The organism is Chryseobacterium balustinum (genome assembly GCF_900168205.1).
Classification (GTDB): domain Bacteria; phylum Bacteroidota; class Bacteroidia; order Flavobacteriales; family Weeksellaceae; genus Chryseobacterium; species Chryseobacterium balustinum.
In genome coordinates this window covers 341,715-367,946 of sequence record NZ_FUZE01000002.1, presented here as the reverse complement: position 1 = coordinate 367,946, position 26,232 = coordinate 341,715, and the positions used below count along the sequence as shown (strand labels likewise).

Sequence of the window (26,232 nt, the reverse complement as noted above, 5' to 3'; positions counted from 1 at the left end):
CACTACTGAAAATGTAGTGTTTTTTTTGTTATACTTTTAAATTGGCTGAAGCTCTTTTTCAAGTATTTTTTTCCATTTAGAAAAAGTAGTTCGGCTGATGTTGTATTTTCTCGACATAAAACTGGTAGAGAAATCGTGCTTTTTCTGATAAGTCAGAAGCTTCATCATGGTTTTTTTGTCGTAGGTTTTAAGCTGCTGGTTGGTTTTAGAAGTCTCTTTGTTTTGTTTAAAAAGTCTTTGATTCAGCTTTAAAATCTCTTCCGTTGAGTCTAATCTGCCTAAATGTTCTTTAATTTTAGGGCATTCCAGCTTTTCCGGATACTGTTGTTGTAAAAGATCTTGGTAGATCCTGTTGTAATTTGGTCTCATAAAAATAGTGTGATTTTGGTTGATTATATTTTTTTCTGAATCCAACGGTGTAATGTGCTCTTTGGAATAGAATATTCTTTAATTACCTCAGCTTGAGTCATTTCTCCAGACTCGATTTTGCTTAAAATGAAATTTTTTATTTCCTGAGTGTAAATGTTTTTTCTGAATTGTGGTGTTTTGTCAGATTTTGGAGTGTCGGTTTTGTTTACTGCTGCTGGGGGAGCATATAGTATCAAATGTGAGCTGTATAACCTGAAAAAATCATATTCTAGCAGCTTGCTCCATCTTAATAAGATATCTGTGTCTATTGATTTGCTTTCGTATATGTTCTCAACAAATTCTTCATCTTTTGCAAGAAAATTACAGATTCTTTCTATAGAAATGTTTTTGTGGTCTACCATTTCCTTAATGTACTTACCTATATGTATGTTTTTGTATAACATTTATTGATAATCGCTTTTTTTTAAATTAATCGTATTTGTGGAGTAAATGAATGATTTTGAGAGCCCTGTAATTAAATTGTGAAACAATTTCTACATGGTTGTGAGTTGCTCTTAAAAATAGCTGTCTAATTACTTTACAATTTTAATGTTTGGTTGATTGTAAAAAATTGATTTTCAGCAATTTGTGTTTTGTGATTGGTTTGCAAACAAAATATAAAATTATATATATAATCTGAATAATGATTTCAAATCTTACAACAATTACTTAAAGAGTGATTTAATAAAAATTTGATATTAATTAAATTTATTAAAAATTCTCTATCGCTGTTATACTAGACGATTTGATATAATATTGTTCAAATATATTTAATACTTGTCTTGTTTGTTTTTCAAATTTAAAAAAAAAGACGAATAAATCACTATTATTTTTTTATTCGTACGTTAATAAAATTTAATTTATGTTGATAATAGGGTGTTAAAATAGGGTATAATGCAATGTTATCAAAATTCATATTACTTCTTTCTTATACATTTTCAATACAATACAATTCAACAGTTGATGAATAGTAATCTTTGTTGACCTAATAGTAATTGAGAAGTCTTATTTTTGCAAAAGGAATAATAAAATTCTTTTTTGATTAAATGAAAATATAAAATAGTTTATTTATGTACTATTTTATATTTAATAATTAATTTATGTAATTTTCAATAATATTATAATATATAATGATGCCGTCTTTAGCTTTATTTGACTTTTCCAAAAAAATAAATCTTAAAAATGAGGTTTTAGCTGGTTTTACCGTTGCGATGACCATGATTCCAGAATCGCTTTCATTTGCAATTTTGGCAGGGCTTTCTCCATTAGTCGGATTGTATGCAGCTTTCATGATGGGGTTGGTAACTGCGGTTTTGGGTGGCCGTCCAGGAATGGTTTCCGGCGGAGCAGGAGCAACAATCGTTGTTTTAATTGCGTTAATACAATCTCACGGAATAGAATATCTCTTTGCCACCGTAATTTTAGCCGGAGTTTTACAGCTTTTTGTAGGGATTTTTAAATTAGGAAAATTTGTTAGACTCATTCCGCAGCCTGTAATGTATGGTTTTCTAAATGGTTTAGCCGTCATTATTTTTATGGCTCAAGTGGAACAGTTTAAAATTACGGATACAAATGGAGTAGTAAGTTGGTTGCAAGGCTCATCTTTATATATCATGTTGGGTTTAACGACTTTAACGATTGCTATTGTTTATTTCTTTCCAAAAATAACAAAAGTAGTTCCTGCTTCTTTAGTTGCGATATTAGTTGTTTTTGGAATCGTTTTAGGCTTTGGAGTTAATACGAAGACAGTGGCCGATATTGCCAATATAAGTGGTAGTTTACCAAGTTTCCATATCCCAAAGCTTCCTTTTTCATTAGAAACTTTGCAGATTATTTTTCCTTATGCTTTGATTATGGCAGGTGTTGGTTTGATAGAATCTCTTTTGACGCTGTCAATGGTCGATGAAATTACCAATTCAAAAGGAAGTGCCAATAAAGAATCTGTCGCTCAGGGTTTAGCTAATATTACAAACGGATTCTTCGGTGGAATGGGAGGTTGTGCAATGGTTGCCCAAACTTTGGTAAATCTAAATGCCGGTTCAAGGGCTAGACTTTCTGGAATAATTGCATCCATTACTATTTTAATTATCATCCTTGTCGGAGCTCCGTTTATAGAAAAAATTCCGATGGCTGCTTTGGTGGGTGTAATGATGATGGTTGCAATAAGTACATTTCAATGGGTTTCGATTAGGATTGTCAATAAAATGCCAAAATCAGATATTTTTGTGGGAATTACAGTAGCTTTAATCACGATAGTTTTGCACAATCTGGCTTTAGCTGTTTTAATTGGAGTGGTTATTTCAGCCCTAGTTTTTGCCTGGGATAATGCCAAAAGAATTCGTGCAAGAAAGCATTTTGATGAAAATGGTGTAAAATATTATGAAATTTTCGGACCTCTTTTTTTTGGTTCTGTTACCACCTTTACCGATAAATTTGATCCTGAAAATGATCCAGAGGAAGTGGTTATTGATTTCAAAGAAAGCAGAATTGTTGATATGAGTGCAATCGACGCTTTAGACAAGCTTTCTAAAAAATATGCTCAGCAAAACAAAAAATTACATTTAAAATATCTTAGCGAAGATTGTCGGAAAATGTTGAAAAATGCTGAAGCAGTAATTGAAGTAAATATTCAGGAAGATACTACCTATAAGGTGATGCCGCAGAAATGATTGAGGATTATGATTGATAAAAATAAAACCGCTTCAAGATTCAAATTGAAGCGGTTTTTATTTGTTATTTTTTTATAAACTTTAAACTAGATATGCCTTCAACTTCAAGGAAATAGGCTCCTTTTGTAAGAAGAGAAACATTAATGTTTTTTGAATCATTTAATTCTCCTTTTAATACTGCTCTGCCGTTAACATCAATAATCTTGTATGTATTTTTACCTTTTAAGGGAATATTTACATACAGGATATCATTTACCGGGTTTGGAGCAATACTGATATTGGCTTTTGTAGATTTTATATCACTTGTTGAAAGATTACTGCTGTATAATTGTGCAATTTCAGTTGTAGAAAGTGCTCTGCTCCAAATTCCTACATCATCAATACTTGCAGCAATATTTCCACCGCCAATCGCTCTTCCAATATAAAAAGGCATTGCGGCTGATGTTGAGTTGGTGTAGGTGTTCGTAGTGGTTGCTACTAAGGTTCCGTTTTTGTAAAGCTGCATGGTTTGAGCGTTGTAAACGGCTACGAAATGTTCCCATGCGGTGGTAGAATAATTGGGTCCGTTTGCCCAAGTCCAGGATTCTCCTTGTTTATTGGTTCCAAAAATAGTTTTTGTAGCATCGCATTGTAGAAGCCAAATGAAGTTGCCTCCTGTGTTTGAGCCACTCATCATTGCTACGCCTTCAGAATTTCCGGTTTTTTTCATCCAAAATGATATTGAATAAGTTCCGCTTTGTGCAAAATTGTAAGAAAGAGTGGATCTTGTTAAATGTCCGCTACTTCCGTTGAAAGCGTATGCCGAATTTGCGGTTCCGTTACGGTCTGCCGTCAACGTTGCTCCATTGACAGTTAAATCATTTGAATTCCCACTGTAATCGATTGCACTGCCGCTAAAACCCCACCAGGCAACTAGTCCTGAAGACGGAACATAAGCTGGCGTTTGTGCTTTTGCGAATAAAGAAAATAGAACTGAAGATAGTAGAAAGATTCTTTTCATGAGTATTAATTTTAATGGTTTCTCAAATATACTTATAGTTTTTGAGTAATTTCTGTGTTTTTGCTATTATTTTTAGTTTTTAATCTAATAATAGTTGTTTTAATTGTGATTTATTTGTTAAAATATGTGATTGTCTGTTGTTTTGTTTAAAATAATATTTACGCTTGGAGGATTTTTAAAGAAATTTATTATTCTTAATCTAAAATCTCTTGAATAATATGCTCAATAAATGAAGTAGAATCTGAATGATAATCTAAAGTTTTTAATAACCAAACAAGGACTGCAAAATAAAATTTACAGCCCTCGTTTTTTAGGTTATTAATGTATTCGCAATGAAATCAGGCACTAAAGCATAGTGCGACAATTTCATGCTGATCGAAGCTCTACCGCTTGTCAAAGTTCTCAGATCAGAAATATATCCAAAAGTAGAAGCCAAAGGAACTTCCGCTGCGAAAATTTTTCTTCCTGATTTTTCATCAATCGAAGTAATTATTCCTCTTCGTTTGTTGATATCGGCAGTCACAACTCCGGTGTATTCTTCAATGCTTTGAATTTCAACCTGCATGATTGGTTCTAATAATTTCGGTTTACAGCTTTTCGCAATCGCTCTAAAACCATCTCTCGCAGCCATTTCAAAATCATAAGCTTTAGAATCTTCCGAGTGAGTAGATCCATCCAAAAGTGTAATTTTCATACTTTCCAGAGGATTTCCGCTCAAAGTTCCATTTTCCATCGCTTCTCTGAAACCTTTCTCAATAGACGGAATAAACTCATTCGAAATTACACCGCCTTTGATTTGGTTGATAAACTTCAAACCAATCTCGTTGTCTTCACGAGGTCCAATTTCAAAAGTAATGTCGGCAAATTGTCCGCTTCCACCGTTTTGTTTGGAAAGTTTTTCTCTGTGCCTTCTGGTTTCGGTTAAAATTTCCCGGTAAGAAACTTTAGGTTTTCCCTGATTGATTTCAATTCCATGAGTCAATCTTATTTTTTCTAAAGTTACTTCAAGATGCAATTCTCCCAAACCACTCAATAAAGTTTCTCCCGTTTGTTTGTCTCTTTCAACAACCAACGAAGGGTCTTCTTCCTGAATTTTGGCTAAAACCAAACCGAAAGATTTTTCATCAGCATTCGTTTTCGGTTCAATTGAAACTCGAATAACCGGAGCTGGAATCGTAATAGATTCAAGCAAGACAGGTCTTTTAATGGAAGATAAAGAATCTCCTGTTTTCGCATCTTTTATTCCTGTTAAGGCAACAATATCTCCGGCTTTTCCTTCTTCAATAGTTAACGTTTTGTCCGATTGCATCTGTAAAATCCTCGAAATTCTGAAATTTTCAGCTGTTCTCACATTCAAAACATTGTCTCCAGAATTGATTTTTCCTGAATAAATTCTGAGCATCGCCAATTTTCCCATGTGTTTATCAATCACAACCTTGAAAACCAACCCTGAAAAAGTTTCTTCTTCATTTCTTTCAAGCTCGATTGTTTCTTCCGTTTTGGCATCTTTTCCTTTAATAGAAGGCAATTGATTCGGAGCAGGAAGATAACTTACAATCGCATCAAGTAAGGGTTGAACGCCTTTATTTTTAAAAGCAGAACCGCATAAAACAGGAACTAAACTCCTTGACTGACAAGTTCTTTGTATCGCTTCAAAAATCATTTCTTCAGAAATTTTAGTTTCAGAATCCATGAATATTTCAAAAAAAGTTTCGTCAAATTCGGCTAAAGTTTCCATTAATTTGATTCTCCATTCGTTGGCTTCTGATTGATAATTTTTAGGAATTTCCTTTTCAATAATTGTTTCACCGTTTTCATCCATCCAATACAACGCTTTTTGTTTAATTAAATCAATAATGCCTTCAAAATTGTCTTCTGAACCGATTGGAATTTGCAAAACCAAAGGAATTGCATTGAGTTTAGTTTTGATTTCATTTAAAACGGCAAAGAAATCAGCTCCGATTCTGTCCATCTTATTAATGAAACATATTTTTGAAATTCCATGTTTTTCGGCTTGAAACCAAACGTTTTCCGTTTGTGGCTGCACTCCCGAAGAAGCACAGAAAACGGCAATTACGCTGTCCAAAACTCTCAAAGAACGTTCAACTTCCACTGCGAAATCAATGTGTCCTGGAGTGTCAATAATATTGATATTAAAAACATTCTGATCTTTTTTCCATTGTGTGGAAATCGCAGCAGATGAAATCGTTATTCCTCTGTTTTTCTCTTGAATGTCTTTATCCATCGTGGTATTTCCATCGTCTACGTTTCCAATTTTATGGATCATTCCTGTGTAATAAAGCAATCTTTCCGTGAGAGTGGTTTTTCCGGCATCGACGTGTGCTATTATCCCTATATTTCGTGTATTGTATTTCATTTTGTTAAATTTAAATTGTTGATTTTTAAACTTCTGAAATATTGTTGAGTGATATTTTTTTTGAATTTTTTGACGCAAAGATTTATTAAAACTTAAGCTAAATTTAAGAGGACAAAGACTAAATCAATAAAATTGATTTTAAGAAGCGTACTTCATCAGCGACTTTGTCGCTATTTTTTTGCTCACTGAAAATATACAGTCTAAATTATAAGAAACTTCGCGTTTAAAGAAAAAATCCAACTTTCATCATCGAACAACAGAAGTTTTTCGAATAATTGAAAAGCTGAAAATAGGGTAGCAAAAAAGACCTATCTGAACAGATAGGCCTTCGTTATATTTTTTGTTTTATAAAGGACGATCGTTATTCAGATAAATATTTAGTGCTACCAAAGAACACAGCTCTGATAGGATTGCTTAAAGAAATTATATTTATCATTTTTGTTGACATTGTTGATTGTTAATCGGTTGCGAAATTATAAAAAATATTTGAATGACAAAAATTTTCATACTATTTTTAGGAAAAGTAAAATCATTATTAATTTCGGCTATTAAATAAAACTCATAAAGAATCTTAAAAAAAATCAAGATTGAATGAAAAATTTTATCTTTGAAAGAAATGAAATTAAAACACATTGAGATGATAAAAAAATGTAAAATATTAATAAGATCTTTTTCAATAAAAGCTAACATAATTAACGTATAATATTTTGAAAACAGATATTGACATTCATAAGCATGATCATTTTTCGTTTGATCTGTGGCTCACTTTAATAAAATCTCATCCTCAATTTAAGGCAAAAAGAGTTGAGCTTTTTTCGTCTTTTTTTAATGTGAATAAGCCCATTGATGAAGTTGCAAAAGCAGTAAAATATTACGATGATTTGTGTAATACGATCAATGAAGTAATCGGTGGAAACGTCGATACTTTTGAGATTTATTTATTGATTTTAAATTCATTAAACGTTGATATCAAACAATTGAATAAAGAGACTCTGAATACATTTTACCAAAAAAGTGAAGATTTGTTTTTAGAATACAAACCTGTGGTTATTTTTGATAAATTGCATGATTTTTTTGATGAAATTAAAAATCAGGGAAAGACAATCAATATTCTGAGCAATACAGGTTTCATCAAAGGTAAAACCATGCGAAAATTTTTGATGAACGAAAATCTTGAGCAATACATCGATTTCCACATTTATTCTGATGAGATCAAATGCTCTAAACCGAATCCTTTGGTTTTTCAGGAAGTGAAAAATCAGATCAGAAATCAGGAACTTCAAATGGATCAGATTTTGCATATTGGCGATAACCCGATCGCAGATTATAAAGGTGCTATAGATTTTGGTTTTAGTGCGCACCTACTCAAATATTAAATTTAATTATGAACAAGCGTTATAGTTTACATAAAATAGATTCTGCGGAGAAGTTTACTTTTTCGCCGGCAGAGTACAGCTATTTCAAGTATGGTGATAAAGCCTATGCAGAAAAATTTGCAAAAGAGCTTTTTGATGGATTTATCAGTCAACATCAAGAGATTTTAGCTACCGAAAAAGAAATTGTGGTTTTACCGAGTCCGTATATGGCGATTCCTACGGCATCTAATTTCCTGTGTTTTTATTTTAAAAAATATCTTGATTTTTATCTTTTCCAGAAAGGAAAAAAGTCGAGTGTATTGTCTAAGATCAATAGAAATCATACCTACACTACAGATTACGGAAATCTTAGTTTTGAAGACCGTAAAAGCCTGATTGCGAATGATACTTATTATTTAGATAAAGATTTTTTAAGAGGAAAACTGTGCATTTTTATCGATGATATTAAAATTACAGGTAGCCATGAGTATACGGTGAATAAAATTCTCAATCAATATGCAGTAAGTGCCGATTTTCTGTTTATGTATTACGCTGAACTGACCAATTTTGACATCGATCCAACCATTGAAAACTTTTTTAATTACTATACGGTGAAAGATGTTCAGGATGTTGTAAAGGTGATGGCTAAAGAAAGTTTTCAGTTTAATACGCGAATTGTAAAATATATTTTAGGGTTAAATTCCGAAAATTTTGAGTATCTTACCTCAAATGTAAAAAAACAGCATACAGATGATTTAATCGAGCTAGCCATCAGCAACAATTATCATTTAATAAAAGAGTACGAAAATAATATAAACACTTTAACACAAACAGAAATCTATTATGGCAATTAACTTACAGAAAGGGCAAAGAGAAAATATAAATGCACCAAAATTTACCATCGGTTTAGGATGGGACGTAAATAATACTTCAACAGGTGGAGCTTTTGATTTAGATGCTTCTTTATTCCTGTTGAATGACAGCAAAAAACTGGTTTCAGATAATCATTTTATTTTTTATAACAACCTTGAATCTCCTGATAAAGCTGTAATCCATTCTGGGGATAATTTGACAGGTGATGGTGATGGTGATGACGAGCAAATCAAAATCGATTTAACGAAAATTGATGCTGCAGTACAAGAAATTACGGTTGTGGTAACCATTCACGATGCAGATGCAAGAAGACAAAACTTCGGACAGGTAAGAAATTCTTTCATCAGAATTTTCAATACAGAAACCAATGAAGAGATTTTAAAATATGAATTAGACGAAGATTTCTCTATCGAAACAGCAGTAGAATTCGGAAGAATCTACAACAGAAACGGAGAATGGAAATTCGAAGCAGTAGGAAGCGGGCAGAGAGACGGTCTGGATAAATTTGTATCAATGTATCAATAATCAATTATGGATAATCAGAATAACCCAAACGATCCACTGGGATCAATTGAACCACTGAAAAGTTTTGATCCGACACCATCTACGAGTCAATCTCTTCAACCTGATCCTGCAGCTCCTGCAGTTTTGATGGATAGAGATGGAAACGTGAATTTAAATCAGATTCAGCAGCAGGATCGTGCAAAATACGAAATGGTTGCTAATGCAATTGATGAAACTAATCCTGGATCGATCGTTAATTTCGGTTCAGAATTACAGAAAACTTTAGCCAATCAGAGTGACAGTTTCTTAGGGAATGTAAGAAGATCAAATTCTGGTGAAGTAGGAGAATTGATTAATAATTTATTGGTCGAATTGAACTATGTAGACGTAGACGAAATCAATAACGGCGGAGTAAAAGGTTTTTTAAGCAAAATTCCTTTTATGAAAAAAATGTTGACTCAGGTTGATAATCTTTTCGCTAAATATGATAAAATCACGAATAATATCGACCAGATTTCACATAAAGTAAACGCCGGAATTATCACTTCAACTAAGGATAATGCGGTTTTACAGACTATTTTTGACAGCAATGTGAATTCCATTAAAGCCATTGAAGATCTGGTGATTGCCGGAAATTTAAGAATGGAAAAAGCGGCTTTGGAATTGGCAAATATGGAAGCGAATGTTCAGAATTTTGCAGACTATCAGATTGCTGACAAAAGAGATTTTATCAACAGATTAGATAGAAGATTAGCAGACTTAAAAGTGGTTCGTTTGATTATGATGCAGTCTCTTCCACAAATTAGATTGGTGCAGAATAACAACGTTTCGATTGCTGAAAAAGCACAGACGATTCTTACGACAACTTTACCGGTTTGGAAGAATCAGCTTTCTTTAGCAGTTGCAATGCACAGACAACAGCAGAATATCGAGATTCAGCAGAAAGTTTCGCAAACAACTGAAGATATTCTAAAGAAAAATGCAGAACGTTTGGGTCAGAATTCAAGAAATGTTGCAAGAGCAAACGAGCAGACAATTGTTTCTGCTGAAACGTTGAAAGAAACAACTGCAATGTTGATCAATACTTTGAATGAAGTGAAACAGATTCAGAAACAAGGTACCGAAAGCAGAAGAAAATTAGATCAGGATCTTCAGACGTTGGAAAGCGAATTAAAAGCAAACATCAGAGGGTAATAAGACGGTAAAAAGGTGAATGAGGAGGTTGCAATCATAATGTCTCAAAGCAAAAGAAGATTAACAAGGCTTAAACTTCTGGCTAATTTCTTTGAAAATGTTGATATCATTGCGATTTATATTAAAACTGATGTCATTCATAATTTATTTAATGAAAATCAGACGTTAGATTTTAATAAATTAGAACTTTTTCACCTGCAATATACCGACAGTCTGATAGAATTGTTGACCAAAATAAAAAAGAAAAAGGAAAACGATTTGCTGGCTGTTATTAACGAAATTAATATCAACAACCGATACATTGCTTCTTTCGAAGAAAAAAAGACCGACAGTTTTGAAACCGATAGGAAGATCTACAGCGGAATTTTTTCTGAGCATTTGAGAAATTTGTATAAAGATCTAACCGAAAACAGAGCTACCCTAAACTGGAATGATGTGTTGTATTTTCATAAAAAATACGCTGCAGAATTTTACAGAACAGAAGTAGAAGAAGATAAACTGAAACCTCAATCAGCTCCGTTTTACCAGTATCAGGATTATTGTATTGAAAGAAAATTGTTGGGGAAACTCAATATTCAGAATTTTAAAGTGCGTTTTGTCTGCGGATATCGTGTTGAAAGAGAAGAATATGAATTGTTTAAGATTTTTCAGTCTGATGAGCATTTTATCTTTAATGTAGAAGAAAAAAAAATGTATCTAATAGATGATGAAGATTTAGCTGCATTAAATACTGATGAAAACGAATCTAATCAGATCTCGATCATCAATCAGCTGAAAAGAAAAAACGAAGACCTCAACGAAACAATGGAATTTAGGAAGAAAGAGCTCTCGGCAGATGTAATAGCAGTTCTGAAAGATTATCTCAGAAATCTGGAAAGTATCGATATTATGAGTAAAATATTTGATGTGAACGAAGAAACCAATATTCTTCGGGCAATGCTTAATTTAAATTTAAATAATTAATAAAAGTAAAAAGTAAAAAGTAAAAAGTTTATTTAAATTTATTTTCTACTCTATATTTTAAGTATGCAAATTTTCTTTGCTGAGTGAAACGCCTTTGCGAACGAAAATATGCAGAACAGATTTAACAAAAATCTTTGCAGGCTTTGCGTTTAAATTAAATTGAGCAATGAAGCAGAGATTCAAAAAAAATAACTAAACAAAAAGAAATAATGGCTATTAACTTACAAAAAGGTCAGAGAATAAACCTTACCAAAGAAAACGGGACTACGCTTTCCCAGGCTTGCGTAGGAATCAACTGGGGTGCTATCGAGAAGAAAAGTTTCTTCGGTGGAACTTCAAAAGAAGCAGTAGACTTAGATGGAAGCTGCATCTTGTATGATTCAAATAAAAATGCAACTGAGGTAATTTATTTTGGAAACCTTAAATCTAAAAACGGTTCTGTAAAACACAGCGGTGACGATTTAACTGGTGATGTGAATGGTGATGACGGATTAGACAACGAAGTAATCACAGTAGATTTTTCTAATTTAGATCCTGCTGTTGAACATGTAGCAATGGTTTTACACAGTTACAAAGGTCAGGATTTCGGAACGATTCCTTTTGCATCAATTAGAATCTATGAAGGAACTCCAACAAACGTAAGAGAAGTTTTTGCCAAATATGATATTGCCAATGATAAATCTTTCGTCGGACATGTATCAATGGTAATGGGAGTTTTCTATAAGAGAAACGGTGAGTGGAAATTCAACGCGATCGGAGATGCTACTTCAGATAAAAAACTGGAGCAGACCGTAAAGACTGTTCAGGAAAAATATTTGTAAAAATTATAAAATAATGTCTGAAATAGTATTGTTTTAGACTACAATCATTAGCAATAGCTGTATATTTACGGTTATTGCTTTTATCATATAATAAACAGAATTAAAGTGGAAAAATACAATATTTTAGAACTGCATCCTGGTTTGGTGTGGGGGTTTGCGATAACGGTGGTTATCATGTTGCTTCTCGATTTGGGAGTATTCAATAAAAAAAGTCATGAGGTTTCTTCAAAAGAGGCTACAATCTGGTCAATTGTCTGGATTTCGCTGTCAATGGTTTTTTCAGGAGTTGTGTACTGGGTTTTCAATACAGATGGTACCTCAGAGAGCCACGCAATAGCAGTAGAAAAGTTTACACAGTATCAAGCAGCATATTGGATTGAGAAAGCACTTTCCGTAGACAACCTCTTCGTATTTATATTGGTTTTTGGTTTCTTTAAAGTGCCAAAATTCTTACATCATAAAGTTTTATTCTGGGGGATTATTGGAGCACTGATTTTCAGAGCCATCTTTATCTTTGCAGGTGTTGAATTGATTGATTTAACGTATTTACCTGAGATGGATATCTTAGGATATGTAGTAAGGATTAATGTTGTGATGACTCTTTTTGGTTTATTCCTTATTTATGCAGGAATAAAATCTTGGGGTGATGGCGGAGACGATGAAGATGAAGATTACAGCGATACAGCAGGTGCTAAATTGATTAAAAGCTTTTGGAAAGTTTCAGACAATTATGATGGCGACAAGTTTTTCACCGTTCAGAACGGAATCAAAATGGCAACACCACTTTTAGTCGTTGTAGCAGTAATTGAGTTTACAGACGTTCTTTTTGCGGTAGATTCTATTCCGGCTATTTTTGCGATTTCAAAAGATCCATTTATCCTTTATACCTCAAATATTTTTGCAATTTTAGGATTAAGATCTTTGTATTTCCTATTGGCAAACTTCATTCACATGTTCAGCAAGCTACCTTATGGGTTGGCAATTATTTTAGCATTTATCGGTGTTAAGATGTTAATTGCACCTTGGTATCATATCTCATCTCCGGTTTCATTAGGAATTGTAGGTGGAGTTTTGGTGCTTTCGGTACTTATTTCTGTTATGTTTCCCGATAAGAAAGATGATGAAGTAAAAGAATAACTAAATAAAATTAAAACATACAAGGCTTTACAGATCGTAAAGCCTTGTATGTTTCTTATTTTCACTATCAACTATCAACTATCAACTATCAACTATCAACTATCAACTATCAACTATCAACATTATTTATACTTCAACAGCTTATTAATCTTCTTTCTCGTCTGTAGCGAAACTTTATACGCTTCATCTCTGAGTTTCTGAATTTTTCCCACAGGTTGAAAGATTTCAGCACTATCAAAAGGATTGAAAGATAGAAGTTCATTCTCGCAGCCTTTAGGATTGAGTAATGAACCTTTTTCAATTTTAATTTCTCCTATTTTGATGAAAGGTGAGTTTTTCCATTCGACATTAAGCTTGTTGATAGGTTGATCTTTCAGATTATAACAAAACTGAATATAAACATCTGCTGCAAAGTCTTGAGTTCTGAAAAACAATTCAACAGCATCTTTTATAGATTGCTTTTTGCCAAAATTTTTATCTACGTTTTTAGGGCTTACTTTTATCTTAATCATTTTATCATCAAAGCGATATGCTCCCACAGAATAAAAATCAAAAGAAAGGATGAAATTATTTTTGTTTAAAAGAAGTTTCCAGACATTTTTCAAAAATGATGGGTTTAAAGTGAAAGGAATAACCTTGTAAATCTGCTTTAAAACTGAAAATAAATGACTCCATTTCTTTATAAAAAACCGGTTGAGTGAAGTGAAAAGCTTCAAAAATACAGAAACAGAGTTCACGGGAAACAACGGGAAATTAACCAAAGGATAATTGGAAATCGTTTTCCCAGAATCATCTTTTATTTTAATAGCAAAACCGTAGGCAGGAATATCTTTTTTACTTTTATTAATTTTAAGATGCGCATTAGATAATCTTGCGGTAATTTCATAGTGTTCGCTGTCAAAAACAGATTTTAGGTCTTGCGGAATATCTTTGTTGATGATAAATACTCCTTTCAGAACAGCATAGGTTTTTGCGTGGGCATTTCTTGTGGCATAATTTACATCACTTATCGTAGATGAGTATTCCACAAAATCGGCTATGCTCTTTTTGGTTTCTTCCAAGAGTTGTTTTTCCTCATAGCTGAGTTTTTCAAAGTTCTTATTATATCTTAATGGATTTGGCATATAGTTTTTAAAACTCAATGATAACGCCAAGTTTTTATTTTTACGTTACGAGAATGTTAAACATTTTTTAATGTTTTTATTGATGTAATTTGAAGCGATAATAAAAGCCTGACATTTGATGTTTGAAGCTGGAAGTTTATCATAATTGATATTTATCTCAATTATCAATTATGATTTATCATTTATGCATAAATCTTATCTTTGCAAAAAAAAGTTATGGGAGTAGCAGATTTGTTATTTAAGAAAAAAAAGGAATTGGCAGAAAAAAACCTGAAAGACGGTCAGGAATATATGGTTGAATACGGTAAAAGAGAAAGTGTAGTGCAGTTACCAAGCGGATTGCAGTACGAAATCATGACCGAAGGTGATGGCCCAAAGCCAGGCCCGAAATCAATGGTAAAATGTCATTATCACGGAACAACAATTGCCGGAAAAGTTTTCGACAGCTCTGTAAAAAGAGGAACACCTGCTTCATTTCCGTTGAATAAAGTAATCAAAGGATGGACAGAAGCGCTTCAATTAATGCCCGTAGGAAGCAAATGGAGATTGATTATTCCACCGCATTTAGCGTATGGAGATCAGCAAATTAGCAAAGAAATCGGTCCCAATTCTACATTGGTATTTCAGGTAGAATTATTAGATATTAAATAATCTAATCCTTAAAAATAAATTAAAATCCATCTGTTTTCAGGTGGATTTTTTTATTTGTACTATCTTAGTATTAAGATTCATATTTTTTTAATTGAATTTTAATGAAAAAAATATACCCAATTTTTGCCGCTTTTATTTTGTTGACTTCCTGTGTTTCAAAGAAAAATCAGGTCATTAAACAGAATATTCTTACTTTGAAAGACAGCTATTGCAAAGCGCCTTTCAAGTATAATTATGAAAATAAATTACCTTCTTATAATTCAGATTCTATTATTGCAGCTAATCAGCAACTGAAAAGTATTTTTTCTGACCAGAGTATTTTGGTTCTAAATGCTTTGGATAATTTGGATGAAGTGAACGAAATTGTGAAACTAAAAAAAGATTCATCATTGAGTTCTCAGGTGAAAGTTTTGCAGCTGAAGATGAAAATCAATAGTAAAATAACCATTGCATTGACTGAATTAGACGCTGTTGCCGCAGAATTTGACTGTGAAGGAGAACGTGTGGCACAAATTGGAAATTATGTAGATAATTTAAACGATTCCAGGAATAATAAACTCATTTTATACTCTATTGCAGCCGGAGCTGTAGCCTCAATTGCGGGTGGGATCGTACAAGACAATGGTTGGAGCAATGCGATCGATATTTCCGGAGGTACTTTGGGGGCGGCCTTTGGTTTGGCAACTTTAAATCCTAAAGGTAAAAAAGTAGAATTTATACATCAAAGAAATCTATTAAGAGATATTTGGAACGAGAAGTTAGAATCTCCCAATTTTCCACCTTTTATCTGGTATATGTATACTGAGAAAAGGTTTTCAAATAAAGAAAAGCACTCTATTATTTCAAATATGAAAGAAAGGTGGCTACACTATCAATTTGATGATGATGAGAATAAAGCCGATCAATCAGTTATTTTCAAAGATGGAGGTCTTTATCGTGCTGATGATCTTCACAATCGTGCTGCAATGCTTAATCAGATGCAGTCGGCAACTCGTACGATCAATCAAACCATTAATTATTTGCTTTTAGATTTAGATAAATTGATTTTGTAAAGCAGAATGAAAGTTTGAATCTGTAAATTTGCTGTAATCTAGTTGTAAATAATGTCTGAATTAAAAAAAATCCGTGAGACAAAAAATCTAACTCAGGAAGAATTAGCCGAAAAATCAGGAGTTTCGGTAAGAACCATTCAACGAATTGAAGCTGGAACCACTCCAAAAGGGTATACGCTGAAAACTTTGGCAGAAAGTCTTGAAGTTTCTGAGAATGATTTATTGACTTCTGAGACGATAAAAGAAGAAATTGTAATTGATGAAGTCATTTTTGCTACAGAAGAAAATAATTCTCTTTCTAACTCTGGTTTAATCAAAATAATTAATCTTTCTTCACTTCCGTTTGCATGGCTTCCGATTGCTAATTTTTTGCTGCCATTATTGATTATGTTTTTCACAAAAGAGAAATCTCCAATTGTAAAACAAATAATTTCTCTTCAAATATTTTTAGCGATTATTTCGCCTATTATTTTTATGTTAATTGCCTTATTAAAATTAGGTTCAGTATCTGTTATGATAACAATGATTGCCTTAGTGTTGGCAAATGTTTACATTATTTTGAAAAATGCTTATGAAATTGACAAGAAACAAAGTCTTCGGTATAAGCTGAATTTCAGTATTATATAAATGTGATAATTAATTGTCGGGTTTTTGTCGGGTTTATTTTTTGAGTTGAAATCAATTTATTCTGAATCTTTGTCAAAAATAATTCAATGACAAAAAAACTCAACATCAGTATTTTTATACTCTTCTTTTTCTTCGGAAATGTAAACGCTCAAATCGATAAAAATTCACCATTATTTTTAGAATTAAAAAAACAGGATAGTCTTTTTTTTGAACGTGGCTTTAATAATTGTGAAATGGCATATCTGGAAAAATCGGTTGATGATAATCTCAAATTCTACCATGATAATGGCGGTTTTCAGGATAAAAAATTATTCTTGGAAAGAACGAAACAAAATATCTGTTCAAACCCAAATCAAAAGCCAATTCGTAAAGTTATCGAAAGCAGTCTGGAAGTTTTTCCTTTGTATAATAATGGCGAACTGTATGGTGCGATACAAACGGGAGAACATCAGTTTTTTACGCGAGAAAAAAATAAAGAAGATGTTTTGGGCGGACAAGCAAAATTCACATCGGTTTGGACAAAAAAAGACGGAAACTGGTTAATGAGTGATGTTTTGAGCTACGATCATGGCGATCCTAAAAAAGCAAAAATTCCAGATAATTTGGAAAAACTATTGAAAGATAATCATATCCCTACTTTAGGATTGGGAATTATCGAAAATGGAAAATTAACACAAATAAAAGTTTATGGAAAATTAAATGATACAATTTCTGCATCTTATAATTCACTTTTTAATGTGGCATCTTTGACTAAACCTGTAACTGCAATGACGGTTTTACGTTTAGTAAGTCTCGGAAAATGGGATCTTGATGAGCCGCTTTACAAATATTTTACAGATCCTGATGTTGCAAAAGACCCTCGATACAAAAAATTAACAACAAGATTGGTTTTAAGCCATCAGACCGGCTTTGCCAATTGGAGGTGGACGAATAAAGATCAAAAGCTCAGTTTTGATTTTGAGCCTGGAACAAAATATCAGTATTCCGGTGAAGGTTTTGAATATCTGCGAAAAGCAATTGAAAAAAAATTCGGTAAAAGCTTGGAAGATTTGGCTAAGGAGATGGTTTTTAAACCATTAAATATGAACGATACAAGTTATATCTGGAACGATAAAAAAGATGCATACAGGATTGTAATCGGTTATGACAAAAACGGGAAACCCTACGATATTGTAAAAAACAAAACTCCTAATGCGGCAGATGATTTGATGACTTCTGTGGAAGATTACAGTAATTTTTTGATTGCCGTAATGGATAATAAATTGCTGTCACCTAAAGTTTTTGAAGATATGAAAAGCAAGCAGATCGAAACTAAAAAAAATAAATATTACGGGCTCGGTTTTGAAATTTATGATTTAGGGAATAATGATATTTCTCTTTCGCACAGTGGTTCCGATAAAGGAGTAAATACATTTGCTATCGTTTTGCCAAAGACAAAAAAAGGTCTCGTTATTTTTACAAATGTTGATGACGGCTACAAAATTTATGAAACAATCATCAATCAATACTTTGGCGATATTGGAAAAAGAATTGTTGAGATTGAAACCAAATAATCTTTGAGATCATTAAATATGTTTAAATATTTTAATTGTAATTGTTTTTGTTACAATTAAAATATTTGTATCTTTGCAGAGTAATTATGAACAATACAAGATTTGCTACGGCAATACATATCATGACTTTGTTGTCAAAATTTTCTCAGGAGTGGATGACTTCTGACTGGCTTGCCGGGAGTATTAATGTAAATCCTGTAATTGTTCGTAAAGAAATCGGAGTTTTAAAAGAAGCCGGATTGATTATCAGCAAAAAAGGAAAAGAAGGAGGAAGTCAATTGGCAAAAGATGCTTCCGAGATCAGTATTTCTGAAATTTATTCAGCAGTAAAAAACTCTGATGTTTTAGGTAAAAAAAATAATAGTCCCAACCCAGCATGTCCTGTAGGTAAAAATATCAATTCTCATTTAGGGCAGCTTTTTACAGAAACAGATGTGTTAGTCTGTCAATTTTTAGGAGATAAATCTTTGAAAGAATTTACCGAACATTTCGATTAAAAATTTTTTGACTTAAAATGTAACAAAATTTATTACAATTAATTTAAATAAAATAGTATCAAATGAACCAAAAGGTTCGTGAATTCCTTTAAAAATAAATAAAAAAAGTATGAACAAAAAAGTAGCAGTAATCGGTGCAACCGGTTTTGTGGGAACACAAGTCGTAAAAGAATTGGCAAACAGAGGTTTTGAAGTAGAAGCAATCGTAAGAGATGTATCTAAAGTAAACGAAACTGAAACGGTAAAAGCAAAAAGTGTTGATGTAAATAATGTCGAAGATTTAGCAGAAGCTTTGAAAGGAAATGATGCTGTAATCAATACCTTTAATGCAGGTTGGACGAATCCTAATCTTTACAATGATTTTCTAAATGGATCAATCAATATAGAAAAAGCGGTTGAAAAATCAGGTGTGAAAAGATTTATAACGGTTGGTGGAGCAGGAAGTTTGTTCATCGACGGAAATCAATTGGTTGACGGACCAGATTTTCCGGCAGATATCAAACCTGGAGCAACTGCAGCAAGAGATTATCTAAATAAAATCAAAGAAAATACAACTTTAGATTGGACTTTTTTCAGCCCTGCAATTGAAATGCATCCCGGAACAGCAGGAATCAGAACCGGAAAATATAGAACTGCTCTTGAAAATCCTGTATTCAATGAAGAGGGAAGAAGCGTACTTTCTGTGGAAGATGTTGCCGTTGTTTTGGTTGATGAACTGGAACAAAACAATCACATCCGTGAAAGATTTACGGCAGCGTATTAATTATTTTGAGAGTCCCAAAGGCATGACTTACCAAAGCGTCGGATAAAATCCGATGAAAACCGATCCAACAAATAAAAAAATATTCGGCGGCACCCAAGGTGTCGCCGAATATTTTATACAAATTAATTATTTTATAAACTCATAAAGAGCTTCGGATTTACCGGAGCGTTGTTTTTATGTACTTCATAATGCAAATGTGGTCCTGTAGAACGTCCTGAATTTCCTGACTTTGCAATCACTTGCCCAACTTTTACTTTTTCATTAGTTTTTGCAACCAATTGTGAAAGGTGACCGTAAAGTGTTGCCAATCCATTTCCATGAGAGACGATGATGCAGTTTCCGTAACCACCTTTTTGTCCGGAGAAAATTACTGTTCCGGCTGCTGTTGCGACAACGTCAGATCCGAAAGGAACGGCAATATCCAAACCCTTGTGAAACTGCATTTGATCAGCTTCTGCAGGAGGATTATTTTTTTCTGTTGGAGCTTTAGATACCACTACATTTTTAGCAGGAGAATTTGTTGGAGTTGGAGAAGCTGCGCTTGCTGCTTTTGGCGTTACCATTACCTTTATTTCTCTCTTATTTCCATAACTGTCTGTTACTTCAATAATTTTTTCTACGGGTTCGGCTTTTACTTCAGGTTTTGAAGTTGCAGCAACGGCGGTAGGAGCAGATGCAATTGGTTTTACAGATGCATAAACTGTTTTAAAAGGAATTGGGTTTTTTCTGATTCCAAAATTGGATGAAATATAGCCTTCAGTAGGCATTCCTAGAGGTACTTGCATTAGTTTTTTCTGCAAGTCCATCAGATATTGGCTGTATCTGTTTGATTGTTTAGCCAGATAAATTGAGTTTGAAATACTGTCGCTATCAAGAACCATCAGCTTTTCGTTCTTAATATCTTTTGATTTTAGAAAAGAATTTAATTGAGATACCGTTTGATCTACCAAACTAAGATCTGTTTTCATTTTCAGATAATCAACGCTGTCTTTTTCTGTATTTATTTTCACCAAATTTACTTCATAGTTTTTGTCATCTTTCTCCGAAAACAATTTGGCAATAAAAATACTTTGTGCAAAAACTACAAGTGAAAGTCCTCCAATAAGAACTGTTACTTTCTTTTTGCTGCCTAAAAATTTCTTCATTTTTCTTTCTCTTAGAATTTAAAAAGGTTTTAAGGATGCAAATTTAAGTAAAAATAAACTTTGAGCATTATTCTTAACAAAAATTTATAAATTATTGTAATAAACGTATTTTTAGATATTTAATTGTTCGAAAATGTTAAATTTTTCAAAAATGATTTATATTATATGAGATAAAGTTTCGATATCTTTCGGTTTTAATATATTTACAGTTCACATTTTAATTATGGCGAAAAAGAAAACCAACTCAGATTCTTCTACTTCTAAAAATACCAAAAATGACGTTGCAGTGGGCGTTGTAGGTAGCGGAAGTTTTGCAACAGCGATTGTGAAAATGCTTGTTGAAAACTGCAAAACAGTGCATTGGTGTGTAAGAAATGAGTTTGTAAAAGGAGCAATTGAACTGCGCGGTCACAACCCCACTTATCTTACGGCAGTTAATTTTAATCTTAAAAATTTAAAGCTGACAACGGATGTCAACGAGTTGGTTACAGCTTGTGATGTTGTTGTCTTAGCAACTCCGTCTATTTATCTTTCAGATACATTAGATAAAATGACATGCGAGTATAAAGACAAAATTTTTGTTTCTGCAATTAAAGGGATTATTCCGAAAGTGAATGATGTCGTTGCACATTATCTGAAAGAAGAATTTCAGATAGGATTCAGAAATCAGGCAGTAATTGCAGGACCTTGCCATGCTGAAGAAGTTGCGATGGAAAGACTTTCTTATCTTACTGTAGCGACTGTGGAAGATGAAGTTTCTCAAAAACTGGTTAATATTTTCAATTCAGATTTTATTAAAGTAAATTCAAGTAAAGATATTTTAGGAAACGAATACAGTGCGATTCTGAAAAATATTTTTGCCATCGGAGCCGGTATTGCAAGCGGTTTGGGTTATGGAGACAACTTTACAGCTGTTTTTGTATCGAATGCGATTCGTGAGATGGAAACTTTCCTTGAAGCGATTTATGAGGCACCGAGAGATGTTAACGAAAGTGCTTATTTGGGAGATTTATTGGTTACGGCGTATTCATTGTTCTCAAGAAACAGAAATTTAGGAAACCTTATCGGAAAAGGATACACGGTGAAATCTGCAATTCAGTCGATGAACATGGTTGCTGAAGGGTATTACGCTGCAGATTCTATTTATAAAACAGCAAAACAGAAAAAATTAGAGTTACCGATTATTGATACTATTTATGCGATTTTATATGAAGGTAAAAATGCTGAAAAACAGTTTAAAAAATTAACGGCAAAGTTGAATTAGAGTCAATTTAATCTAAAAAATATATAAAACATCAGTGATTCTCGCTGGTGTTTTTTTATTAAATATATCATCTCTATTATTTGAAATTGATAATTTCCATCGCCTTCACTGGGCTAATAATAATTTTATTTTCGGAGCCGAATTAAATCGTTAAATCTTATTTTAATATAAAACTTTTCCCGAAATTCGTATTAAAATTCACACAATGCCACATACTATTACAAACAGAACGCCCAAGCCAAAATACGATGTCGTACTGATCGGCGGCGGAATTATGAGCGTAACGCTAGCAACTTTACTTCACGAATTTGATCCCAATTTAGATATTGCTATTTTTGAAAGACTGGGAAGGTTTGCTAAAGAAAGTACTGCTGCATGGAACAACGCGGGAACAGGCCATTCTGCATTTTGTGAACTCAATTACACGCCTGAAAAAGAAGACGGAAGTATAGATATTTCAAAAGCTGAAAAAATTGCAGAGCAGTTTGAAATTTCAAAACAGTTTTGGTCTTATTTAGTTGACAAAAAATACATTCAGAATCCTCAGGAATTTATCAACTCTTGTGCTCACATGAGTTTGGTTTTTGGTGAAAAAGATGCAGACTATCTTCGCAAAAGACACGATGCAATGATAAATTCACCTCTGTTTTCAGAAATGGAATTTTCTACCGATCATGATACGTTACGAGAATGGATACCTTTGGTAATGAGCAAAAGAAATCAGTCTGAAGTTTTGGCGGCCACAAAAATGGATCTCGGAACCGATGTGAATTTTGGCGCTCTTACCCGAAAAATGGGACGCCATCTTGTAGAAGATTCTCATGTAGAAGTTTTCTTGTATCATGAAGTAAAAGACATCGATCCGAGAGAAGACGGGAAATGGGAAATGAAAGTAAAAGATCGTATAAAAAGCCATAAACAAGAGGTTGTAGCAGATTTTGTTTTTATAGGAGCAGGAGGTTATGCACTGCCTTTACTCGACAGTTCGGATATTAAAGAAAGCGTAGGTTATGGTGGTTTTCCGGTTTCCGGAGAATGGTTGGTTACCCATAATCAGGAATTGGTAGCGCAACATCAGGCAAAAGTTTATACTCAGGCGACAGTTGATGCACCGCCAATGTCTGTTCCACATTTAGATTTAAGAATTATCGATGGTGAAAAGGCCTTACTTTTCGGTCCTTTTGCTGGCTTTTCAACGAAATTTTTGAAAGAAGGAAGCTATCTTGATTTACCTGAAAGTGTCAATACCAAAAATCTTCGCTCATTATTCGGAGCTTGGTGGCATAATATTCCATTAACAAAATATTTAGTTCAGCAGGTGGCAATGACAAAAGCTCAGAGAATACAGCATTTAAGAGAGTTTGTAAAAGATGCGAAAGAAGAAGACTGGGAATTAAAAGTTGCCGGACAGCGAGTACAAATCATTAAAAAAGATGATAAATTAGGAGGTAAATTAGAGTTTGGAACTGAGGTTGTCGTTAATGATAAAGGAACAATCGCTTCCCTTTTAGGAGCTTCTCCGGGAGCTTCAACTGCAGTTTTTGCGATGTTGAATGTTTTAGAAAAATGTTTTCCTGAAAAACTACAGGGAGAATGGAAAGATAAATTACTGGAAATGATCCCTTCATACGGGCAAAAATTATCAGAAAATCCTGAATTGGCAAAAAATACCAGAGCGTACAGCAAAGAAAAATTAGAGCTCAAGCATTAAACATAGGTGATAAGTAATGGGTAATAAGTAATTTTGTAGTGTTATTTATTATTCATTACTATTACTCATATCAAGATGGAAGTTATTTCAAAACCGATTATTGCAAAGGAAATCCTTGAATCTCTTCAAACGAAAATTGAAGAAGAAAAACAGGTGATTGTACATTGCTGTTTTCCGGCATCGCCATTTTTGGGAAATTTAATCAGAATTTGGAATACAACTTTCCTTGTTGATAATAGATCAAGTCATAAAAGTAAACTGATTCATGCTGAAAATATTACCATTTATCCGAATTGGACGGTAGTTCCGTTTATGAAAGATTTTTGGTTTACTTTAGTATTTTCGGGTTTACCAAAAGACTGCACAAGTTTTGATTTTAAAGAAATAATTCCTGAAGAAGGTGGCTTTTTTGTGAAATCAATCAAAAGAAATTCTTCAGATATTTACCGTATAAAAATTTCGGAATAAAAATTTCTGTCCGAATGAAGTGAAGTGTAATGATGAATCCTTTACCAATTTAATTAGACTAAAATGAAGAAAATTATATTCTTTTTATTTGCTGTTATTCCTCTTTTAACGTTTTCTCAGAAAATGAAAACAAACAATTCTTTGGGAAACAACTCAAAGGAAATTAAAGAAATCAAAAAGTTTCAATCAGATTTAAATAAAGAATACCTCAACAAAAAAGAAACACCATTGCGAGGCGATAATTTTGAAAACTTCAAAGCACATCCTTTCTTTCCGATTGATTTGAAATACCGTGTAACTGCTGATTTTGTTAAAAATGAAAACCCTGAACCTTTTGATTTACCCACTTCTTCAGGAAAATCGAAATCGTATCAGGAATACGGAAAAGCTCACTTTACAATTGACGGAAAATCTTATACTTTGACCATTTACCAAAGTTTAGATCTGATGAAAATGGAAAAATATAAAGATCATCTTTTCTTGCCTTTTCGTGATGAAACCAATCAGAAACAAACTTACGGCGGCGGAAAATATATGGATTTAAAAATCCCAAAAGAAAATACGATTGTGCTAGATTTTAATCAATCTTATCAGCCTTTCTGTGCTTATAATGCTTATGATTACAATTGTCCGATTGTTCCTGAAGAAAATAAACTTCCTATAGAAATAAGAGCGGGAGTAATGTACAATGATATTTATCATCATTAAGTTATGGTTGATTTACAGTTTTTTAAAACGAAAGATTTATCTGAATTAAATTATGTGCTTGATGAAATACAAGCACAGTTTTCAGCTTTGCCGAATCAGGCTTTAGAAAGAATTGAAGCAAGAAATCAAAATGATGATTTTTTCGCATATCCGATTACTATTTTTTTTGACGAACAAGTTGCGGGGTTTTGTGTTTTAGATTTTGGGAATGATAAGTTAGAATTAACAGATAATCAAAATTCTGTTTTACTTCGTTCGTTGTCTATAAATCCTGAATTTCAGGGAAAAGGAATCGGTAAATCTGTGATGATTGTGCTTGATGATTTTATTAAAGAACATTTTAAAGATTGCAATGAAATTGTCTTGTCAGTTAATGAAAGAAATGATTTGGCTTTTCAGATTTATTTGAAAGCAGGATATATTTATGATGGCAAAAAAATAGATGGAAGAAGCGGACCGCAATTTGTGATGTCTAAAAATTTAGATTAATTTAAAAATTAAACAGTCAGTTTGGCGTGATACTTTCAATTGGTTTTAAACATCATTAAAATTAAAATATGGAAGTTTCATTAAGAAATCAGGTTGCCATCATCACCGGTGCGTCAAGCGGAATTGGAACCGGAATTGCAAAATCTATCGCTTCAGCCGGAGCCACAATAATCATCAATCATTCATCAGAAAAATCTAAAGATGAAGCCCAAAAAGTTTTAAACGAAATTCAGAAAAACGGCGGCGACGGAATGATTTATCAATGCGATGTTTCTAAAGAAGATCAGGTGGTAAAAATGTTTTCAGACGTAATTTCAGAATACGGAACCGTTGATATTCTGGTTAATAACGCCGGAATTCAAAAAGATGCCAAATTTATCGATATGACTTTGGAAGAATGGGATACGGTAATGGGCGTGAATCTTCGTGGTCATTTTTTGTGTTCCAGAGAAGCCGTTAAAGAATTTCTACGCCGCGGAATAGACAAAACTCGTTCTGTTGCCTGTGGAAAAATTATTCATATCAGTTCGGTTCACGAAATTATTCCCTGGGCGGGTCATGCGAATTATGCAGCAAGCAAAGGAGCTATAAAAATGTTGATGCAGACTTTGGCTCAGGAACACGGAGCAGATAAAATTAGAGTTAATTCTATTTGTCCTGGAGCTATTCAAACGCCAATCAATAAAGATGCATGGGAAACTCCTGAAGCATTAAATGATTTAATGAAGCTAATTCCATATAACAGAATTGGCCAACCTGAAGATGTTGGAAATCTGGCTGCTTTTTTGGCGAGTGATTTGGCTGATTATATTTCCGGAACGAGTATTTTCATCGATGGCGGAATGACCAGTCTGGAGAGTTTTTCAAATGGCGGGTAAT

26 protein-coding genes are annotated in these 26,232 nt (G+C 33.1%); 20 read left to right on the top strand and 6 right to left on the bottom strand.

All coding sequences use genetic code 11. From position 1 onward, the window contains the following. Positions 1–36: 36 nt before the first annotated feature. Positions 37–369 carry a hypothetical protein gene (locus B5X64_RS05290; protein WP_079464298.1) on the bottom strand — a complete coding sequence of 111 codons (333 nt, stop codon included), beginning with the start codon at positions 367–369 and terminating at the stop codon, positions 37–39. Between the two features lie 23 nt (positions 370–392). Continuing rightward, on the bottom strand, positions 393–812 hold the full coding sequence (locus B5X64_RS05285; protein WP_079464245.1) for a transposase: 420 nt from the start codon (positions 810–812) through the stop codon (positions 393–395). Positions 813–1,538: 726 nt separating this feature from the next. Here B5X64_RS05285 and B5X64_RS05280 point away from each other — a divergent pair. After that, positions 1,539–3,077, top strand: coding sequence for a SulP family inorganic anion transporter (locus tag B5X64_RS05280; protein ID WP_079464244.1), 1,539 nt, complete (start codon positions 1,539–1,541; stop codon positions 3,075–3,077). Between the two features lie 64 nt (positions 3,078–3,141). Here the strand turns inward: B5X64_RS05280 and B5X64_RS05275 are convergent, their stop codons facing one another. Together B5X64_RS05275 and fusA are read right to left on the bottom strand one after the other, a co-directional pair. Next, entirely contained in the window at positions 3,142–4,077 is a 936-nt protein-coding gene (locus B5X64_RS05275) for a LamG-like jellyroll fold domain-containing protein (RefSeq protein WP_079464243.1), read from the bottom strand. Positions 4,078–4,387: 310 nt separating this feature from the next. Continuing rightward, complete coding sequence (fusA, locus tag B5X64_RS05270) at positions 4,388–6,454, bottom strand: elongation factor G (protein WP_079464297.1); 2,067 nt, start codon at positions 6,452–6,454, stop codon at positions 4,388–4,390. Between the two features lie 707 nt (positions 6,455–7,161). Here fusA and B5X64_RS05260 point away from each other — a divergent pair. From B5X64_RS05260 to B5X64_RS05230, 7 genes are all read left to right on the top strand, one after another. Next, entirely contained in the window at positions 7,162–7,830 is a 669-nt protein-coding gene (locus B5X64_RS05260) for an HAD family hydrolase (protein WP_079464242.1), read from the top strand. A gap of 8 nt (positions 7,831–7,838) precedes the next feature. Then, positions 7,839–8,663: a phosphoribosyltransferase family protein gene (locus tag B5X64_RS05255; RefSeq protein ID WP_079464241.1), complete on the top strand. Its 825-nt coding sequence runs from the start codon at positions 7,839–7,841 to the stop codon at positions 8,661–8,663. After that, positions 8,653–9,207, top strand: coding sequence for a TerD family protein (locus B5X64_RS05250; RefSeq protein ID WP_076562571.1), 555 nt, complete (start codon positions 8,653–8,655; stop codon positions 9,205–9,207). Before B5X64_RS05255 ends, B5X64_RS05250 begins: the two co-directional genes overlap by 11 nt. Positions 9,208–9,213: 6 nt before the next feature. Next, positions 9,214–10,380, top strand: a complete 1,167-nt coding sequence (locus B5X64_RS05245; RefSeq protein WP_079464240.1) for a toxic anion resistance protein — start codon at positions 9,214–9,216, stop codon at positions 10,378–10,380. 39 nt (positions 10,381–10,419) lie between these two features. Further along, the gene (locus B5X64_RS05240) at positions 10,420–11,343 is read left to right on the top strand and encodes a hypothetical protein (protein ID WP_079464239.1); all 924 of its coding nucleotides are present in this window, start codon (positions 10,420–10,422) and stop codon (positions 11,341–11,343) included. 209 nt (positions 11,344–11,552) lie between these two features. Further along, complete coding sequence (locus B5X64_RS05235; RefSeq protein ID WP_079464238.1) at positions 11,553–12,164, top strand: TerD family protein; 612 nt, start codon at positions 11,553–11,555, stop codon at positions 12,162–12,164. Between the two features lie 105 nt (positions 12,165–12,269). Beyond that, the gene (locus B5X64_RS05230) at positions 12,270–13,301 is read left to right on the top strand and encodes a TerC/Alx family metal homeostasis membrane protein (RefSeq protein WP_066680317.1); all 1,032 of its coding nucleotides are present in this window, start codon (positions 12,270–12,272) and stop codon (positions 13,299–13,301) included. A gap of 122 nt (positions 13,302–13,423) precedes the next feature. Here the strand turns inward: B5X64_RS05230 and B5X64_RS05225 are convergent, their stop codons facing one another. Further along, positions 13,424–14,425 carry a catalase family protein gene (locus B5X64_RS05225; protein ID WP_079464237.1) on the bottom strand — a complete coding sequence of 334 codons (1,002 nt, stop codon included), beginning with the start codon at positions 14,423–14,425 and terminating at the stop codon, positions 13,424–13,426. Positions 14,426–14,626: 201 nt separating this feature from the next. Here B5X64_RS05225 and B5X64_RS05220 point away from each other — a divergent pair, with 201 nt between their 5' ends. The 6 genes from B5X64_RS05220 (at position 14,627) to B5X64_RS05195 (ending at position 19,568) form a co-directional block, all read left to right on the top strand. After that, positions 14,627–15,076 carry an FKBP-type peptidyl-prolyl cis-trans isomerase gene (locus B5X64_RS05220; protein WP_228418741.1) on the top strand — a complete coding sequence of 150 codons (450 nt, stop codon included), beginning with the start codon at positions 14,627–14,629 and terminating at the stop codon, positions 15,074–15,076. A 101-nt stretch (positions 15,077–15,177) separates the two neighbouring features. Further along, a complete protein-coding gene (locus B5X64_RS05215; RefSeq protein WP_079464235.1) occupies positions 15,178–16,128 on the top strand; it encodes a hypothetical protein in 951 nt (316 codons plus the stop codon). A gap of 51 nt (positions 16,129–16,179) precedes the next feature. Next, a complete protein-coding gene (locus tag B5X64_RS05210) occupies positions 16,180–16,755 on the top strand; it encodes a helix-turn-helix domain-containing protein (protein WP_079464234.1) in 576 nt (191 codons plus the stop codon). Positions 16,756–16,841: 86 nt separating this feature from the next. Further along, positions 16,842–18,308, top strand: a complete 1,467-nt coding sequence (locus B5X64_RS05205) for a serine hydrolase domain-containing protein (protein ID WP_079464233.1) — start codon at positions 16,842–16,844, stop codon at positions 18,306–18,308. 86 nt (positions 18,309–18,394) lie between these two features. Beyond that, positions 18,395–18,805 carry an Rrf2 family transcriptional regulator gene (locus B5X64_RS05200; RefSeq protein ID WP_079464232.1) on the top strand — a complete coding sequence of 137 codons (411 nt, stop codon included), beginning with the start codon at positions 18,395–18,397 and terminating at the stop codon, positions 18,803–18,805. Between the two features lie 109 nt (positions 18,806–18,914). After that, positions 18,915–19,568: an NAD(P)-dependent oxidoreductase gene (locus tag B5X64_RS05195; protein ID WP_079464231.1), complete on the top strand. Its 654-nt coding sequence runs from the start codon at positions 18,915–18,917 to the stop codon at positions 19,566–19,568. Positions 19,569–19,699: 131 nt separating this feature from the next. Here the strand turns inward: B5X64_RS05195 and B5X64_RS05190 are convergent, their stop codons facing one another. Continuing rightward, a complete protein-coding gene (locus tag B5X64_RS05190) occupies positions 19,700–20,713 on the bottom strand; it encodes a M23 family metallopeptidase (RefSeq protein WP_079464230.1) in 1,014 nt (337 codons plus the stop codon). 223 nt (positions 20,714–20,936) lie between these two features. Between B5X64_RS05190 and B5X64_RS05185 the strand changes: the two genes are divergently transcribed. The 6 genes from B5X64_RS05185 to B5X64_RS05160 all read left to right on the top strand — a co-directional run bounded on the left by B5X64_RS05185 (position 20,937) and on the right by B5X64_RS05160 (position 26,231). After that, complete coding sequence (locus tag B5X64_RS05185) at positions 20,937–21,977, top strand: NAD(P)H-dependent glycerol-3-phosphate dehydrogenase (RefSeq protein ID WP_079464229.1); 1,041 nt, start codon at positions 20,937–20,939, stop codon at positions 21,975–21,977. 205 nt (positions 21,978–22,182) lie between these two features. Next, positions 22,183–23,688 carry a malate dehydrogenase (quinone) gene (gene mqo, locus B5X64_RS05180; RefSeq protein WP_079464228.1) on the top strand — a complete coding sequence of 502 codons (1,506 nt, stop codon included), beginning with the start codon at positions 22,183–22,185 and terminating at the stop codon, positions 23,686–23,688. A gap of 75 nt (positions 23,689–23,763) precedes the next feature. Continuing rightward, positions 23,764–24,156 carry a hypothetical protein gene (locus B5X64_RS05175; protein ID WP_079464227.1) on the top strand — a complete coding sequence of 131 codons (393 nt, stop codon included), beginning with the start codon at positions 23,764–23,766 and terminating at the stop codon, positions 24,154–24,156. A gap of 63 nt (positions 24,157–24,219) precedes the next feature. Further along, entirely contained in the window at positions 24,220–24,864 is a 645-nt protein-coding gene (locus B5X64_RS05170; RefSeq protein WP_079464226.1) for a DUF1684 domain-containing protein, read from the top strand. 3 nt (positions 24,865–24,867) lie between these two features. Then, entirely contained in the window at positions 24,868–25,353 is a 486-nt protein-coding gene (locus B5X64_RS05165; protein ID WP_079464225.1) for a GNAT family N-acetyltransferase, read from the top strand. A 68-nt stretch (positions 25,354–25,421) separates the two neighbouring features. Next, positions 25,422–26,231: a glucose 1-dehydrogenase gene (locus B5X64_RS05160; protein WP_079464224.1), complete on the top strand. Its 810-nt coding sequence runs from the start codon at positions 25,422–25,424 to the stop codon at positions 26,229–26,231. Position 26,232 lies beyond the last annotated feature (1 nt).

Bases quoted from the DNA above. Each gene is read 5' to 3' on its own strand.
- B5X64_RS05205 (WP_079464233.1), top strand. From the start codon at position 16,842: ATGACAAAAAAACTCAACATCAGTATTTTTATACTCTTCTTTTTCTTC.
- fusA (WP_079464297.1), bottom strand. From the start codon at position 6,454: ATGAAATACAATACACGAAATATAGGGATAATAGCACACGTCGATGCC.
- B5X64_RS05215 (WP_079464235.1), top strand. From the start codon at position 15,178: ATGAAAAAAATATACCCAATTTTTGCCGCTTTTATTTTGTTGACTTCC.
- B5X64_RS05290 (WP_079464298.1), bottom strand. From the start codon at position 369: ATGAGACCAAATTACAACAGGATCTACCAAGATCTTTTACAACAACAG.
- B5X64_RS05280 (WP_079464244.1), top strand. From the start codon at position 1,539: ATGATGCCGTCTTTAGCTTTATTTGACTTTTCCAAAAAAATAAATCTT.
- B5X64_RS05175 (WP_079464227.1), top strand. From the start codon at position 23,764: ATGGAAGTTATTTCAAAACCGATTATTGCAAAGGAAATCCTTGAATCT.
- B5X64_RS05255 (WP_079464241.1), top strand. From the start codon at position 7,839: ATGAACAAGCGTTATAGTTTACATAAAATAGATTCTGCGGAGAAGTTT.
- B5X64_RS05210 (WP_079464234.1), top strand. From the start codon at position 16,180: ATGTCTGAATTAAAAAAAATCCGTGAGACAAAAAATCTAACTCAGGAA.
- B5X64_RS05190 (WP_079464230.1), bottom strand. From the start codon at position 20,713: ATGAAGAAATTTTTAGGCAGCAAAAAGAAAGTAACAGTTCTTATTGGA.
- B5X64_RS05285 (WP_079464245.1), bottom strand. From the start codon at position 812: ATGTTATACAAAAACATACATATAGGTAAGTACATTAAGGAAATGGTA.
- B5X64_RS05195 (WP_079464231.1), top strand. From the start codon at position 18,915: ATGAACAAAAAAGTAGCAGTAATCGGTGCAACCGGTTTTGTGGGAACA.
- B5X64_RS05250 (WP_076562571.1), top strand. From the start codon at position 8,653: ATGGCAATTAACTTACAGAAAGGGCAAAGAGAAAATATAAATGCACCA.
- B5X64_RS05235 (WP_079464238.1), top strand. From the start codon at position 11,553: ATGGCTATTAACTTACAAAAAGGTCAGAGAATAAACCTTACCAAAGAA.
- B5X64_RS05245 (WP_079464240.1), top strand. From the start codon at position 9,214: ATGGATAATCAGAATAACCCAAACGATCCACTGGGATCAATTGAACCA.
- B5X64_RS05225 (WP_079464237.1), bottom strand. From the start codon at position 14,425: ATGCCAAATCCATTAAGATATAATAAGAACTTTGAAAAACTCAGCTAT.
- B5X64_RS05170 (WP_079464226.1), top strand. From the start codon at position 24,220: ATGAAGAAAATTATATTCTTTTTATTTGCTGTTATTCCTCTTTTAACG.
- B5X64_RS05185 (WP_079464229.1), top strand. From the start codon at position 20,937: ATGGCGAAAAAGAAAACCAACTCAGATTCTTCTACTTCTAAAAATACC.
- B5X64_RS05160 (WP_079464224.1), top strand. From the start codon at position 25,422: ATGGAAGTTTCATTAAGAAATCAGGTTGCCATCATCACCGGTGCGTCA.
- mqo (WP_079464228.1), top strand. From the start codon at position 22,183: ATGCCACATACTATTACAAACAGAACGCCCAAGCCAAAATACGATGTC.
- B5X64_RS05165 (WP_079464225.1), top strand. From the start codon at position 24,868: ATGGTTGATTTACAGTTTTTTAAAACGAAAGATTTATCTGAATTAAAT.
- B5X64_RS05240 (WP_079464239.1), top strand. From the start codon at position 10,420: ATGTCTCAAAGCAAAAGAAGATTAACAAGGCTTAAACTTCTGGCTAAT.
- B5X64_RS05275 (WP_079464243.1), bottom strand. From the start codon at position 4,077: ATGAAAAGAATCTTTCTACTATCTTCAGTTCTATTTTCTTTATTCGCA.
- B5X64_RS05200 (WP_079464232.1), top strand. From the start codon at position 18,395: ATGAACAATACAAGATTTGCTACGGCAATACATATCATGACTTTGTTG.